Here is a 15,951-nt window from a genome sequence, read left to right on the forward strand (position 1 = left end):
AGATCTAGAGTAGCTGATTAAACTTTTTTAGGAAAATACAATCTGACGATCATTCCCGGCTGGTCTAAGCGGCGCGCCCATTCAACCTTGCCGTGAAGGTTCTTCATGTTTTGCATCATGATCTCTTTGCCGATTCCGTGCGGGATAATAGAGACATCATTGACTGATGTGTATTCATCCTGCAGCTCCTTGCCTGTCCCGTTATCAACAATCTCATAAATGCAGTGAGTGCCATTGTCTAAGAGCCTGATGATGGCCTTAGTTGATTGTGCTTTTACTGAATTATCAAGAGCGTTTTCGATGACCTGAAAGACTTGCTGGATGTTAAGTTCAATATGGAAGAGATTTTGTGGTTTGTAGTCGCGGGTTTCGTTTTTTAGTTGCAGAGGAAAAAGAAGCTGGGCAGTCTCTGTGAGGAGATCCATCTGTCGGATGAGCTCCTGAGGAGTGTACATTAAAGGAGGATACTCATTTGTCTGCTGGAGCTCTCTGTAGGCATCGTTGATGAGTTCAGAAATTCTCACAAGGTTAGTTCTGATCGGGTAGAACTCCTCTTCACCATACTTCTTGGATAAAAGCGCAGTATGGCCTGAAATCAGGGTCAGTTTATTTCTGATATCGTGTAAATAAGTTAGCATTGGATATTAAGCTCCATATATGTCTTAATATCCAAGCTATTATTCCACCACGAATGAGTCAAGAGGGGACCTATCTTTGCCTATGGTAAAAATGATTTATGCCGCGGCCTTCTTTGTTAATTGGCCCGGAGCTCTTTCACCTAATTCGATCTTTCTATTCCAGACAAATTTATATCCGTCAGATAGTTTCAGAATGTCTTCTGAGTACTCTTTTAAATGCATCATAACCCCATCGACTCCAGGGAGAAAATGAAGTGGGAAAGGCGAGAGTTCCTGGTTATTGGCAGTGCATCTCTCATAGCCCCATTGGTAAAAGAAATGCTCCGTTTTAAAGACAGGGACACCCAGGCCAAGAAGCTCAGCGATTTGGTTTTCTTGAAAGTAGAGCATTGTAATCCCCATAAACAGATTGCGGATTTTTTCGCGCTCCTCAGGATTTGTGCCAAAACGTGGGTCAATGGTGTATCCGCCGTGGTAAGCAATCACTCGGTCTTTATTATGGGCCTCATCAATAATGTGATAAAGCTTATCAAGATGCTCTGGCTTATTTCCTTTTTTAAAACAAGATTCCATCGCAAATTCCAGATTGAAGAACTTGCACGTTTCATAAGTCATCACTTTTGATCCACTGATAGGAATCAACTCTCCTGATTTCTCGCGCACACAAATAAGCGGATGATCGGCGATATAGTCAGTGGTATCTAGTGGAAGAGAGCCAAGGTTATGGCGATTGCCATAGCCCAGGTATTTTAAATGCATCATTTTAGAAAAAAGATCGCGGGTTTCTGGGTGCTGAAGATTCATGTAAGGACAGCGAAGGATGACAATTTCTACGGGAAGTCCGTTAATTGTTAACATAATAAGGTATCTCCTTAGAGTTAATTATTTAATGCCGCTGACGATGAACTTGTTATAAAAAAGTACACTCCCTGGTTTAATTGATTCTTTAAGATAAAGGGCCGCAAATTCTTCTGCTAATTTTTCTGAGCCCAAAATACGAGCAAACTCAACCTGGCAATTCAGGCAGCGTTTATGATTGTTTTCATATTCCATCTCTGCATTTTCACCCTTAAATTGCACGGCCGTCACATCGTAATCAATGTTTTTAAAACCGGCCTGATGAAAGTAAGCAGGAAGTTTTCTTCCGACATATAAATCACTTTTAAATCCGGACTTAATTTGTTCCAGTAACTCATTGAAGCGGGCATTGGTTGAAAAAAGATTGATAAAGATGCCGTCGAAATCAATGATAAAGAGTTTTCCACCAGGTTTAAGCACTCGGTAGAGTTCTTTTATTGCTGCCTGTGGATTAGGGAGATGTTCAATCACATAACGAGAGACCACGACATCATATGAATTCTCCGGAATATCGAGTTTTTCAATATTATCGTGAAAAAAAGTGATCTTGTTGTGAGTTTCTTTATTTCTTTTGTTGGCCTCACTCACACGCAATTCAGAATAATCAAAACCGTGAACTTCAGCATCCGGGAATTGATGTTTGACGTATCTTGCAAGTACGCCTGTTCCACAACCAGCGTCGAGAACTTTGGCATTTTTTGGGATATCGAGAGTCGCAGTTTCATCTTTAATAGAATACTGAGGGATGGTTGCCTGAAACTCTAAACGATCTGCTTCGTCCTGGTGTTCGAGTACGTATCGCACAGATGCCTCCAAAGAATATTAAACTTTCAGAATGGAAAATATTCCCATTGTAATAGCGAAATGCCAATTAGTATCGGATTATTTTACTGAAGAAATGGACGCAGAGGGATGACATTTTCGGGGAAAGATGAAGGATCGACCTTTTTAAAGGCGGTTAGATCAAACTCGTACTTGTTTGAGAAGGCACCATCATGGATAGAGCTTACCTTCTTAATGTTGGCATTTCGCCCATATTTATACATGGTAACCGAAGAAATATTACCCATTCGGGTTAAACAAACTTCTTCACTACCTAACTCGTGAGGCATTATTTTCAATTCATCTACAACGCTTTTATTTGGAACAACTTCTACAACGGCAGCTTCATCACTAAATTCGCTGATACGGTATGTGCAGTTTGTATCAAAAAGCCTGGTGCATTCATAAACAAAACATTCAAGTGTCGCCATAGCGGTTTTATGATTTGAAAGCTTGTCTCTCAAAATAGTATTGGTTGCAAGAAAAGGCATGCGCTGGCCGATCTTTAAAAAATCCTGCTCAGTAAAACCATGAGTTCTTGAAAGATATTTTACAATATCAGTGATTAAAAGGATGTTTGCTTTATTCTTTTCATTTGTAATGAAATCTTCATCAAGTTGAAATTTTCTAATGAGGTTCGTTTTTGCTCTCGTGCCTTTAGAGAGTTCAAGATAGTTTAGGATATTGTTAATCGGTCTTGTCTGGCTATGGGCCGCAAGTGTGTAGCGATCAACTAAAGGAACTTCTGGTGAAAAAGGATTTTTCAGCACAAAGTTAGGTTGCATCAAGTCCATAAAATGGAAATTGAGTGTTTCTGCCAGCTCATATAAACAATCAACAGGCAGAAAGTGGACTCCGCGGCGGTACTTTAAATACTCCTGATAAGTCAGTCCTAGTCTTCCGGCGAAACCAAGATCATCTAAAAGGAGAGTGTCCTTTATTTTCTCAAGGTTGCTCCAGAAGACTTGGTTCTCATTAAGCATAGAGAACTTGCCATCTCTGATCTTTTTTCACTTCCGTGATTTGCGGAGCTGAAACTTTTACGTTTTTTGTCGCTTTCATGATGTGGTACGGATACAGGAAGTTGTAGTTCATAACCAGGTCCGACTTCTCAAGCGATTTGACGTATGGAAGGTTTTTCTTTTTTAGGTTGATGAAGTACTCACCCTTGTTTCCGAATTCGTATTCAAGGATGTTATCGTTGTCATTGTTGATGATAGAGAAGATGCCATCAGATGAATCCAAGGCCATAAGATCTTTCATTTGTCTTCCAAGCGCGTGCTCGAAGTTCAGGTCTAGAAGAGCTACTGACTTAGCGTTGATTTTATTTTCTTCAAGGAAAGAGAAGAAAGTATCAGCAAACTCAGTTGTCAGCGGGTGGTTTAAAATAAAGAAGATCTCTTTTGAGATTTTGTTGTCTTTTAAAAACGACTCAAATGATTTGCTGTGGTTTTTCATCAGGAAGTCATAAAGAGGGCGAATCTTTCTTACATTGAAGATGTAGTTATTTTTTGAGAAGTCAAAACCTGGGGCCAGTGATGAACCTTCAGTTTTTAGCTTTTGAAAAGCTGCCTCATCGAATTCCACGCCACTGTATGTAAAACAGTACGGGTCCTGGATGTTGAAGGCCCTTAGGAATCTAAACCAAAGGCCAAGCTCCGGGCTCATAGCTGCGGCTTCAATTTTAGAAATCGTTCCTTGGGTAACGCCTAGGATAGCTGAGAATTCTGTCTGTTGAAGACGGTGGAATTTTCTTGTTGATTTAAAAAGGGCTGCGATGCTGTAGTTTGATTCTTTACTTACCATAACTGACTCTCGTGTTGTTTAGTATTCACATTATTTAAAATATACTTCTTCTCAAAAACATTTTTAGCAAAATCCGAAAGCATTTTATTAAACACTACACCTCTTTCAATCTGAGGTGAATGACCTGCATCGATTTCTTTTATCTGAGTGTTTGTTAACTCACTAGAAAACTCGCGTCGGATATAATCATTATTAATCAGGCTTTCTTTACTTGCCACTAAAAACATTACATCGCCATAAAAAGAATTGATCAAGTTTATTTCGTCTTCGTGGATGTTAGATATGACGTCAGCCAAAATACCAGTGCGAAAACGCGGATCACTCTTTAAAAAGTCCTCTGTCGCCAGAGTTTTTTGAGCTCCGGTATAGTTTAATTCTGTCATTAAAAGTTCGATTTCCGCCTCAGATGGGTTCTCCAACGCAAGGGCAACACCATTAGTATTCCCTGTAAAAGCACTAACATCAAAAGGTTTTTTCAGTGGAGGCGTACCAAAAAGAAAAAGTCCGTCTGGATTAAAATTTTTTAATACGTTAATTGCTACGTGGCCACCTAAGGAGTGTCCTATAAGTATAATATTGTTTAGGCCCAGTGCCTGGATAAATTCTGAGATGATTATTCCGATCTGTCTTAAACTATAAGTTCCTTCTTTTGAAGACTCACCATGACCTGGAAGGTCTACAAAGATAAGACGAAAATCTTTTAGTTCGTCGGAATCCATTTGGTTGGAAAAGGACCTGAGGCTGTGTGAGTTCCCGTGAATAAAAAGGAGAGTTCGCTCCTGCGATTCATTTTTTTCAACGTAATGAATAGACTGTCCATAGGCCGTAAATTTCTTCATAAGGAAACATTCCGTCTTGGGCATGATTACCCAAGGCTATTATTCCTTTGTGAATCAGTTTAGGGAAGGCTTTTGTAATTATTTCTTCTTTTTTAAGGTGCGCTCAAGGGCCTTAATGATAATGGCCACATCGGGGCTTGGGTAACGTCTGAATAACTCTTCCGTGATAGGTTTAGGTTCTCCGCCGTTTTCCTTAAAGCGCATCAATTCCAGAACAAAGTGGTGAGCGACAATAAATATTTTTGAGAGGTCAGGGAGCTTCTCAATAGCATTAGAGAAGCCTTTTCCGTTAAATGCCCCATGGTGATGACGGATGATCTCATCGGCCCCAATGGGTGCTTCGGGGTGATTTTTAATCAATTGCGCCGCTTCGTTAGCATGGTTAAACACCAGGTCCCAGTCGGATTCATTCAAATGGGCCCTTTCCAGTTCTTCAAACGAATTGATATTGGCCAGGTCATCGCGGTCGGTCAGCATAATGTCATGGAAGAAAGAAGCAAAAGCGATTTTCTCGTTTGAATTGGAATCGACCAGCTTTAAGTTTTTAATCACTTCACAGGCCACAACTGAAGTCATGTGGCTTCTTTGGTAGAGGAGCCCTGTTTTAGAGTTAATAACTTTATGAAGCAGGTTAGACATCTCTGGCGACTTCTCAAAGTTCTTCACCATATTTTCAATAATGGTGTCAGTCAGCTGAATAGTCTCGCTGTTAAAGCCCAGTTTCATAATCTCTTTAGTGGCAATATCATAAGACTCTCCCATGATCTGAATCTTTTGAGTTTCGTCCAGATGAGGGGAATCAATCTTGTCTACCAGTCGGTTAGAGAGAAAAATAGCGAAGTTTTTATGATGGTCCTTGGGAACGTGGAAGAATTCAAGTCCTTGCTCCAGGTAGCGTTGAATAGAGTCTTTAGAAAACGAGTCGCCATTATGGATTCTTTTGACGTACTGGAATTCTGTCGGCGATTTTTTTATGCGGATAAAAACGTCGCAGTTAACTGTCTCAAGGTTTAAAAAGTAACGAACTGGAACAGGAACGTAATCAGGAACAACTTTTTTGGCCAGGACTTCTTCACTGATTCCCAAAACCTTGGCCGAAGTCTGAATCACTTTTTCCCAGTCTTTATCGCTGGCAATGGCGATAGTGTGGTCAGTGCTTTTTTTCACTGCTCCACCTAAAGTCATAAGTCCGATTTCTAAATTGTTTTCGATAAGGTAGTCGTTGATGATATTGGCCGTGTCTTCACCTTCGATTTGTGAGTTGGTGATGATCAGGTCAATACTTGGCAAGATGGCCAGAAGGCTTAAAGTCTCCTGTGCGTTTTTTCGGTGAATGAGATCCACACCTAAATACGTCGTCAGGTTGACTGAAAGAAGATCGTTCATCGTTTTGTTGCTTTCGATTAAAATAACCTGGGCCATAAACATCCTTAAAAAATAACTGAGTTCTCTCTTTTATTTTAACTTAGATGTCTCTTAATTCAAGTGCTTTAGACCGGGCGAGTTCTGCCGAGAGGACCGGGTCAGTCGTGCCAATGAGGCGCGCTTTGGTCATGGTCTTTTTTTGACCGAAGCCCTTTGCATTCTCAATTTGCCAGCCTGTGGCCAAAAGGGTCTTTCTGATACTGACAGAAGAGCTATAAGTGGAAAGATAGACTTCCGGGTGTGACATTTTCTTTAGGTCCTCAAACCACTCAGCCGTCCAGAGAGTCGGGTTTTTCTTAGGAGAAAAAGCATCCTGAAAGATCGCTGTCATCCTAGGGAGTTTACCCATTTCATAGGCGTGGGGAAGAGTTTTTCGGCCATCACCAATATAGACGGTTACTGATAAATAAAGCTCAGGCGCAATAGGGATGCGGGCCTGGTAAGTGTTTTCATACTTAGTAAAGTTGAGTTCTGGAAAGTTTGTCTGGACTGACCAGAGAAAGAGGTCTTCATCAAGTTCCATCGACGTGTAAGAAAAATCCTTAAGATTTATTGAGGGGGTTTCTTTGGCCGTAGCAATCAGCGCTTTTAAACCCAGGCCAATTCCAAAACCGACATCGAGGATGTGAACATTTTTATTTTGAGTTATTTGTTCAGGTATAGAACACCCTGAAATGTAGTTGTAGAGAGTTTCGTTGTAGGCACCTGAGAGATTGTGGCAGGCCTCATCGAAATATTCAGAGTAAACTGTCAGAGTATTATCCTCAGTCTCAATGATTTTGTAGTTTCCTAATTTTCCCTTAAAGTCCATGAGCATCCATTAATTAATTGTCAAAAATGTCGATAGATATCTTATGAGGAAGTCTATGATCAATCGACAGCTTTACTTATTTTCTACACTCGCACTCATCCTCTCTGGATGTGGTGGCGGGCAAGCGGGAAGAACCCCGGCTTCGACGTTTTCATCGTCGGCAGAAATGGTTAGTGTTGCCGATTTGACCACAGATCAGAGGGCAATCGCAACAAGAATCTGTTATGCCTATCAATCCAAAAGTGCTAATTTCCGCTCGTCTCTTTATTCGGGTGGAACTTTTAAATTTAGTGTGGACTATAAAGACTGCTCACAGACCAGGAAAACTTATGCCGTCAGCGGTATTTTGCAAGATACTGGTTCGGGGTTAATTTATAAGTCATCAACGAGTCAGGTCTTTGAGCCAAATATTCAAACCAACAACTCAGGATTCCTGGCCCGTCTTTGCACTAAAATTCAAAACAATCAATCTATCAGCAACACCGCTACAGAAGGAACTGATCAGGTTCAGATAAACTTCTTTAAAGACACGATGGATGGGTACACGATCAAGTACTTTTCTCTGGATAAAGGCAAGATGGCCCAAGTGGGTGCAGAGACTTTTAGAGTCAGGACCCAATTTAACATTCAACCGGGGCAAATCCTGGGAATGGATGAAGTCTACGCCGGCTACGAGGCCTGTTCAGGCACCGATAAAGCAGCCGAGCTCTTTCAGTATTTCACTGGTTTTAATAAGTAATTAATTCTTTTTTTGCTGCTGCTCTTGCAACTTACTGTTGTATTTGATGAAGCTGTTGTTGATCTCATTAACGTTCAGGTCAATGGTGCTGTTGCCTTTATTTTCCTTTAGATCGGCCTTCTTGATTTGCTCTTGTAAGGCCTTGCCTTCGGCTCCATCCATTGTTTTTGCTTCAGCAAAGAGGGAAGCCGTGTTTCTTTCGTTTGTGCCGCTCTTTTTGTCGTTTGTTTCCAGGTAAGAAGACACGATGTTGTTAAACTGCATTAGATTTGAAAGATCTGATGTTCGCGAGGCCAGGTCATTTCTAATCTTTTCCAGTTTACTGATATCCTGATTGTCGATTTTCCCATCACTGCTTGATGTTTTCGTTTCGATTTTCTTTCTCATCTCTTCAATGATGGCCTCTTTTTCATTCTTAAAGCGCGCTAAAATCTTAGACCTGATCTCTTCAATGGACTCAGCACTGGCCGTCAGCTTCTGGATTTCTTCGTCTTTAAATCCTTCTTCCTTCAGGTACTCGCGGACCTTTTCATCGTCTTTTAGTTCTTCGGTAAGCATTTCTTCCTGGGCAAGCTGGCGCATCCCCAATTCGGCAAAGGCCACTTCATTAGCTGTTTTGTTGGTGCTTAAAAACTTCTTACAAGCTTCGACGTTTTTAATGGTCTTAGTCTCAACGTCCATACACTGATCAATTTCAGCGAGGTTGGCCTCATCTGGTTTTTTTAAAGAGTCTTCAACTTCTTTTTTAGTGATCTTTAAAATAGAGTCAGACGATGCTTTTTCACCATCTGTAACGATTTTCATATTGCTGGCAATCTGAGTGGTTCCTTCTTTTTCCAAAGAAGTGTAGAACTCTTTTTGTTTGTCGGCGATCTGGATGTTTTTTCTCGCTGTCTTTACATAGTCAGTGATTAAACAAGCGCGCTGTTTAGAGCGTGAATTGATTGTCTGTCCAGAGTCACCCGCATTTCCTTCACAGACTTGGGCCACATTAAAAATACAGCTCGTCCATTTTCTCGAACTGGCCGTGCCGGAAGCAAGGTCAAAGGTCGTGCTCTTAATAGATTTAAGATTGGTGTCTCGGTCTTCTTTGACTTCGTCCATTTTCTCTCTTAGAAGACATAAACCTTTGTCACAGCTTTTTGGGTCTGTATCCAGACAGTAAGAAGTAAAAGCGTTGATGATGGTTTTACCGAGTTCTGATTTATAAAGGTCGATGAATTTTCTGTGATCGACAGTTACAATAACGTTTTTATCTTTTTCGGCAGCGCTAAGCGCTTTGTCAGGGTCGAGGATTTCATCGAGTTTTTTCCCATAGAATTCACTCAGTGCCTGCACACTTGGATCGCTGCTGTAGTCAATTGAAGCGACTTGCGCGCTGGTTACCATATTCGTTTTACTGCTGGCCGGAGAACGTCCGTCAGTTGGTGCGCTTTTATTGGTGTCGGCATAGGTCTGCATGACCATCTTTTTTAAATCAGGTTTATTTTTGACGTTATCCCAAATACACGTCGGGATATTTTCAGAATAGGCCTGGTTGTTTTTTTTGCATTCTTCGTAGATTGGTTTTACGCCCGGAACATCAAGCAGTTTTTGAAGAGAATCATTCACCACAATGTCGCCTTGAACGCCGGATTTTTGCACAGTCTTTTCTTGATCTGCGGCGAAGGCAAATGAGCTCAGGAGAGTGAATGCCAGAAGAATTGATACTTTCATAGTCCCCATGGGGTTATTGTACCAAACCTATCGGCTATTCCTGTAAAAACTGTATTTTTAGGGGGAAATTCAATGGGAGCTGCCCATTAATGATGGCACTTTCTAGGATTCTTTTTTACCTTTCATAAATCCCAGTCCAAACACCGGACTTTCAGAGAGTTTTTGGCGTCTTTTGTTATATTCTTCAGTCGTTCTGACAGAAGCATGGCCCACATCTTTTGAAACTTTATACAGGTCAACTCCCGCATCCAGGGCCGATCCAATATAGCTTGCTCTGGCCGAGTGAGGAGAAATGCGGTGATTGATTCCGGCCTTTTTACACCATGTTTTGATGATGTAATCCACAGACTTTGGATTGAGTGGCTTAATAATGTGTTCTGGCTCTAATGGGTTTTTAGAAGGTCTAAAAATCCAGTCTTCCGGGTGAACGGCTTCACCTGAACTCTCCAGAAAAGAAATGTATTCAAGGATAATTTCAGCGCATTTTGGGTGCACAACCTTAGTGAGTTGTTTTCCACCTTTGGCGCGGACTTCGATAATGTAATGAGAGTCTTTTGTGTAGAAATTTTTGCGTCTTAAATTGATTAATTCCGCTTTACGAATTCCGGTCGTAAAAAGTGTGTAGATCACGGCTTTGTGTAAAAGCCCCGGACCTTTTAAATCATCAACCAGTGATAGGAGAGTTCCGATTTCATCATCGCTTAAGTCGTTTGTCGGCTGGATCACTTCCTGGCGCGGGCGCTTGATTGAAGAACACGGGTTAAACTGAATCATGTTCTTTTCAATCAGGAAATCGAAAAAACTTGAGTTCGCCGCTATCTTGCGATTAATTGTTTTGGGTGCCAAATTGTTGTCAGTCAGCCAGTTTCTGAAGGCCACAACATGCACGCGTTTGATGTCTTGATAGCCGCTAACATCTTTAAAATTGTCTCTTAAAAATTCAAAAAATTGAGTGATATCCAGACGGTAAGATTTGCGGGTGTGAGGCGATTCAAAATTGTTGAAGAATTCGTACTCCAATTCAAAGTTGAATGAAGATTCACTTTGGTAAAGCTTAAGAGAACCATTATTTTTTTTCGCTGGAACGTTCATAGTTAACTTAATTATATTCCAGTCGATATGTTTATAAAGAAATTTTAAAATAGGCAAAATTGTCAGTAGGAGAGAGTTATGCCGCATACTCAAGATATCAACATCGCTCTTTGCTTTAATGACCCCATGGAAGCAATGAATTTTAGCCAAAGGCTAGGGGAGATCTCCCCTAAAGTTAACTTTGTTATTGGTAAAAACTTCGATGATTTTTTGAAATCTATCGCTCGCCTGCCTAAAATTGATTGTTTTGTTATCGAAGAAACTTTTAAAGAATGTTCAGCTGTAGATTTAGTCGATAAATTGAAAAAAAGTCAGCGCTATAAAAAGGCCGTTTTGTCGGTATGTACCTCAAACCTTAAAAAAGTGAATAGTAAATTCCTCGAACTTGGTGTCGATTATATTTTTGACCTGATGACGAGTTTTAATGAAGTCAGCTGTCATTTAAAAAAAGCGATCTATAAAAAACTAACGCCAGTTATTCCCAAAGATTTTAACGTCATGGTCCTGGATAACAGCCCTGAGATTTTAGAGCTGATTTCCATGCATTTGGGCGAACTGGAACATGCTAAATACGACCTGTGTAAAGGCATTCAAGAGGCCAAAATCAACCTGGTCGATAAAGACTACGATATGCTCTTATTGGACTGGAACCTAGACGATGGAACGTGCATCGATTTGATTGAATTCATCAAAACCAGCGCCATTAGTCCGCGCACGAAATCTGCTTTAACCGTGGTTATTACCGGCCGTGATGATGTGGATGATATTATGACGTTGCTTCGATATGGTGTAAAAGACCACATTATCAAACCGTTTGATTTTAACGAATTTGAAGATAAAATTACATATGCCTTAGATAAGCATTTAAAGCGAGGCTAAGAGACCTGTCAGGACCGCACATTTGTGCTTCTGGTCACTTGGCTTTGGGGCTCTACCCGATAACTTCCATTATCGGGTAGACGGTTTCCGGCAGATTTTACCCCTTTTGGGGGCCTTTAAAATCCCTCATAAACAAAAAAAGCTAACATTTCTGAGAAAATAAGTTAACAATATTGGGATGAAATCAGGCCTTCGTATCCGCGACATTTCTTCATACACAGTCATCTCGTTTGTTTTGACCGCGATTTATTTTTATGTGGCCCAGTTTTCACTTATTATCACTAAAACTCCCGGGCAATCATCGGCGTTTTTTATCCCGTCTGGCCTGGCCGTGGGAATTCTGGTGTTTTTTGGCGCCCGTTATCTACCGGTCATTTTTATCGCAAAATTTATCCTGGGCCTGGTTAATGACCGAAGCCTTTACCAAAACCTCATTAGTTGTTTGGCCAGCGTTTCTGAAGCCTATATCGGGCTGTATCTGTATCAGGCGTTTAAAGACATGGCCGAAGAATACTTCGAGTATCAGTCGACCTTGATAAGTGTTTCTATCGTGGCCTTATTTGCGCCGATTTTTTCGGCCTTAATTGGTGTGACGAATTTGTATTACCTGGGTGTCATCGCCGAAGATATGTATTTTTCTCATTTTGCGACTTGGTATACGGGCGATGTTTTAAGCATCCTGATTATTTTGCCGGCATTTTTAAGTTTTAAAGACACCAAACATCGATTCTTTGATTTCATAGCGCCATTTGTGGCCGTCACAATTACGTATATTTTTAAGTTCCATACCCTTGGCCCATATCTTTTTTTCATTTTCCTAGCGATTTTATTGCCATGTTTATTAGGCACAATTCAAGGAATTTATTACGCGCTTATCACCGTATCGTTGGTGCTGAATTGGTTTTTAATTGGTCATGATGGCCCATTTTCAGTGGGAAATTACCAAGAAAACATGACTTCAATTCAGTTCTTCTTATTTGCTCTGGGAATTAGTGCCTTGGCATTGGAAGGATTTAAGAAAACAAGGCTTATTAAAAGTGCGATTGCTCCCCTTTTGGCCTTCTGGGTTTTAACCGGCTCGGTTTATTACTACTATTACACGCAAAAAGAAGTAGATAATGGGAGAATCATCACCAATGTTATTGATGATTTTGAAAACCGTTTAGTTGAAAAAATGGTTTTTTACGAAAATGCCATCAAAGGTGCATCTGGTTTTGTATCAGGTTCAGAAAAAGTAGAGCCTGATGAATGGGATGCCTACGCTAAGTCGATCTCCATTATTGATCAAATTAACGGAATAAAAGGTATAGGGGTTATTTATCCTAAATCAATGAGCAATCGCCCTGCTTTGATTTACCCTGATCATTTAAATGCCACCGGAAATTTTGAAAAAATCATTTATCACCCGGAATTGCGCGAACTTTTTGAACAATCTATTTACCGCAATAGTCCTATACTGACGCCGGCCATTCAAATTGATCTTTTCGGTGGGAAAAAGGCTTTCACTTCATTTCTTATTACGACTATAAAAAAACGCGAGCGTTTTATTGGCTGGGTCGTGGCCGCTGTCGAAATGGAGTATTTTTTTAAATCGCTGGCCGAATCTCGCTATCAGCAGATTGATATTGATATTTTTGATGGCGACAACAGTTTTATTGAAAGAAAAGTTTACACAAAGATTGTCGATAAACGTTTGAGAAGCTCTGATAATAGCAATCCTAAGTTTTCGACTTTAAATCTGGCCGATCGCACGTTCACTATTGATTGGAATGAAACAATCCGTTTTATCACCGGCCATGGATCGCAAAACTCGATGCTGATTTTAGTCGGCTCTCTTTTTAGTCTTCTAATCACCGGCTTTATTTTGAATTTAAAACTCATCAGTGAGAAGGCCAATAAAATTGCCGGCAGCAAGACGCTGGAGCTCCGAGAGTCCGAAGAACGTTTTAAATCGCTTTTTGAAAACTCAAGTGATGCGGTTATTTTATTCAACAATAATGAGATTATTGACTGTAACCCGGAGAGTTTAGTTCTCTTTGGAAAGCGCTCGAAAAAAGACCTGCTCAACTCTCCCCTTTATGATTTTTTCGCCATCCGCGACCTGGATTCGACAGAAGATAAAGAGCTCTTTAGAAACAAGGTCCGCGAAGTAAAGTATAAAAAAATGGTGAAATTTGAGTGTTTTTGCTTACGTGGAGCACTCCCCTTCTTTGCGGAAATGCATCTTCACTACATTGAAGTAAACGATAAATTCATCTATCAAGCGGTTGTGCGCGATATTTCTGAGCGAAAGAAAATCGAGCAGAATTTAACCAAATCAAAAGAGCTTGCTGAAGATGCGGCCAGAGCGAAATCAAATTTCCTTTCGACGATGTCCCATGAAATCAGGACTCCATTAAACGGAGTTATCGGGATGATTAATATTATCCTGGAAGAAAATCCTAAATCAGAGATCCGCGAAGACTTAGAAACGATTAAATATTCGGCAGACAATTTACTCCACATCGTAAACGAAGTTCTCGATTACACAAAAATTGAATCGGGAAAAATCGTTTTAGAGAAAAAAGTTTTTAGCCTTAGGTCACTTTGTGAGAACGTTTTAAAGATTCATCGCCCGAAGGCCATGGAAAAAAACCTGAAGCTTTCTATGGAGATCGATCACAAGGTGCCAGACCTGGTGATTGGTGATGAATACCGCAATACCCAGATTCTTAATAATCTTCTAAGTAACTCGCTAAAATTCACCAACGAAGGCGAAGTTAATCTCTATGTACGTTTAAAACAGAAAAAAGAAGATTCGTGTATCATTGAATTTAAAGTGTCTGATACCGGTATTGGTATCGATAAAGAAAAACAGCGCGAGATTTTTAAAGATTTTACCCAGGCCGAGAGCGATCATACTAGAAAATATGGCGGAACAGGTCTAGGATTAGCGATTACAAAACGCCTGGTGGAGATCCAAAACGGTAAAATCGATGTCACCAGCGGACCTAAGTCCGGAACGACTTTCGTTTTTACGATCCATTTCGCGATTAAATCGGAACAGCCTATGAGTGTTACTTCAAATTCTCCTCAAAAAATCCAGGAAAGCTTCCAAGGGCAGCGTGTGCTCTTAGTTGAAGACAACCAGGTGAACATTATCGTAACGAAAAAATTCTTAGAAAAATGGGGCCTTAAAGTCGATGTTGCTATTAATGGTCTTGAAGCCGTTAACCACGTCCGCGCCATTAAGTACGATCTGATCCTGATGGATCTTCACATGCCATTAATGGACGGGTTTGAGGCCACAAAAAAGATCCGCGAGTTCAACAAAGAAACCCCTATCATTGGTCTTTCGGCCGACGTTATGACTGAAAGTGTATCGAGTCTTCAGTCTATTGGGATGAATGATTTTGTGACCAAGCCTTTCCGCCCCAATGACTTTTTTATTAAGCTCAAGTCTTATTTTTAGTTTTTAAAAAAGGCTCAGGAATCTACGATCTATTTAAATATGATTATTCATTGACTTTAGTCAGCTATTCCCTTTGAATAGGACTTACACAATCTTTATAAATTCTAACTGTTAACTTGGGGGTAACCTTTGACATTCTCACTATTCACAGCACCAGGAGCTGAGCTATTCCTTCGCTACATTCACTACTTTGCGGGTGTAATCTGGATTGGCGTTCTTTATTACTTTAACTTCATCCAAGGTGAATGGTTCAAAGAACTAGACGCTGATGAAAAAATCAAATCATCTCGCGGTGTAGCTGTTAGAACTCTAGTTCCACGTGCACTTGCATGGTTTCGTTACGGGGCCCTTTTCACATTCCTTTCAGGGGTAACTCTATTAGGACTTAAAGGACACGGATTTGGATCAGCAATGTTCCAGACTTCTTGGTGGGCATTCATCGCGACAGGAGCTCTTCTAGGGACAATCATGTTCTTAAACGTATGGCTTGTTATCTGGCCTAACCAAAAGATCGTTATCGCTTCAGCAAAACAAGTGGCAGCTGGTGGACAAGCTCTTCCAGAAGCGGCTGCAGCAGGAGCAAAAGCAGGTCTAGCTTCAAGACACAACACTCTTTTTTCTCTTCCAATGCTATTTTTCATGGGAGCTGCTTCTCACCTTCCAGCAAACGTTAACCCTGAATACAACGGGAAACTTCTTGCTCTAGTGATCATCCTAATCGTTGGTCTACTTGAATTAAACGCACTAAAAGGGAAAACAGACACAATCAAAATTACATCTGTTAAAGGTGTAGTTCACATGGGGATCTTCCTTACAGCGATCCTTTACGTGGCGATTGAACTTCTAACAAAGTAATATTGAAATCAATGAAGAGA

The 15,951-nt window shown here is 40.6% G+C and carries 14 protein-coding genes; 4 read left to right on the top strand and 10 right to left on the bottom strand.

Annotated features, from left to right (window positions below):
• Positions 1-17 precede the first annotated feature (17 nt).
• The 8 genes from AC6JA8_RS09530 to AC6JA8_RS09565 form a co-directional block, all read right to left on the bottom strand.
• On the bottom strand, positions 18-638 hold the full coding sequence (locus tag AC6JA8_RS09530) for an ATP-binding protein (RefSeq protein WP_497976855.1): 621 nt from the start codon (positions 636-638) through the stop codon (positions 18-20).
• A 96-nt stretch (positions 639-734) separates the two neighbouring features.
• Positions 735-1,496: a hypothetical protein gene (locus AC6JA8_RS09535; RefSeq protein ID WP_497976856.1), complete on the bottom strand. Its 762-nt coding sequence runs from the start codon at positions 1,494-1,496 to the stop codon at positions 735-737.
• A 24-nt stretch (positions 1,497-1,520) separates the two neighbouring features.
• Positions 1,521-2,300, bottom strand: a complete 780-nt coding sequence (locus AC6JA8_RS09540) for a class I SAM-dependent methyltransferase (protein ID WP_497976857.1) — start codon at positions 2,298-2,300, stop codon at positions 1,521-1,523.
• 83 nt (positions 2,301-2,383) lie between these two features.
• Positions 2,384-3,301, bottom strand: coding sequence for a hypothetical protein (locus tag AC6JA8_RS09545; RefSeq protein WP_497976858.1), 918 nt, complete (start codon positions 3,299-3,301; stop codon positions 2,384-2,386).
• Positions 3,294-4,124, bottom strand: coding sequence for a helix-turn-helix transcriptional regulator (locus tag AC6JA8_RS09550; RefSeq protein WP_497976859.1), 831 nt, complete (start codon positions 4,122-4,124; stop codon positions 3,294-3,296). Before AC6JA8_RS09550 ends, AC6JA8_RS09545 begins: the two co-directional genes overlap by 8 nt.
• Positions 4,118-4,963: an alpha/beta fold hydrolase gene (locus AC6JA8_RS09555; RefSeq protein WP_497976860.1), complete on the bottom strand. Its 846-nt coding sequence runs from the start codon at positions 4,961-4,963 to the stop codon at positions 4,118-4,120. The genes AC6JA8_RS09550 and AC6JA8_RS09555 overlap by 7 nt, the downstream gene beginning before the upstream one ends.
• Positions 4,964-5,041: 78 nt before the next feature.
• On the bottom strand, positions 5,042-6,385 hold the full coding sequence (locus AC6JA8_RS09560) for an HD-GYP domain-containing protein (RefSeq protein WP_497976861.1): 1,344 nt from the start codon (positions 6,383-6,385) through the stop codon (positions 5,042-5,044).
• Positions 6,386-6,428: 43 nt separating this feature from the next.
• Positions 6,429-7,199 carry a tRNA (5-methylaminomethyl-2-thiouridine)(34)-methyltransferase MnmD gene (locus AC6JA8_RS09565; RefSeq protein ID WP_497976862.1) on the bottom strand — a complete coding sequence of 257 codons (771 nt, stop codon included), beginning with the start codon at positions 7,197-7,199 and terminating at the stop codon, positions 6,429-6,431.
• Between the two features lie 55 nt (positions 7,200-7,254).
• Between AC6JA8_RS09565 and AC6JA8_RS09570 the strand changes: the two genes are divergently transcribed.
• A complete protein-coding gene (locus AC6JA8_RS09570) occupies positions 7,255-7,938 on the top strand; it encodes a hypothetical protein (protein ID WP_497976863.1) in 684 nt (227 codons plus the stop codon).
• On the opposite strand, the gene AC6JA8_RS09575 is transcribed toward AC6JA8_RS09570, so the two are convergent.
• Both AC6JA8_RS09575 and AC6JA8_RS09580 read right to left on the bottom strand, forming a co-directional pair.
• Positions 7,939-9,663, bottom strand: coding sequence for a hypothetical protein (locus tag AC6JA8_RS09575; RefSeq protein WP_497976864.1), 1,725 nt, complete (start codon positions 9,661-9,663; stop codon positions 7,939-7,941).
• Between the two features lie 93 nt (positions 9,664-9,756).
• Positions 9,757-10,746, bottom strand: a complete 990-nt coding sequence (locus AC6JA8_RS09580; RefSeq protein WP_497976865.1) for a tyrosine-type recombinase/integrase — start codon at positions 10,744-10,746, stop codon at positions 9,757-9,759.
• A gap of 78 nt (positions 10,747-10,824) precedes the next feature.
• On the opposite strand from AC6JA8_RS09580, the gene AC6JA8_RS09585 reads away from it, so the two are divergent.
• The 3 genes from AC6JA8_RS09585 to AC6JA8_RS09595 all read left to right on the top strand — a co-directional run bounded on the left by AC6JA8_RS09585 (position 10,825) and on the right by AC6JA8_RS09595 (position 15,931).
• Complete coding sequence (locus AC6JA8_RS09585; protein WP_497976866.1) at positions 10,825-11,625, top strand: response regulator; 801 nt, start codon at positions 10,825-10,827, stop codon at positions 11,623-11,625.
• Between the two features lie 178 nt (positions 11,626-11,803).
• Positions 11,804-15,076, top strand: a complete 3,273-nt coding sequence (locus AC6JA8_RS09590) for a response regulator (protein WP_497976867.1) — start codon at positions 11,804-11,806, stop codon at positions 15,074-15,076.
• Positions 15,077-15,205: 129 nt separating this feature from the next.
• Entirely contained in the window at positions 15,206-15,931 is a 726-nt protein-coding gene (locus AC6JA8_RS09595) for a urate hydroxylase PuuD (RefSeq protein ID WP_497976868.1), read from the top strand.
• Positions 15,932-15,951 lie beyond the last annotated feature (20 nt).

The organism is Bacteriovorax sp. HI3, from assembly GCF_059738875.1.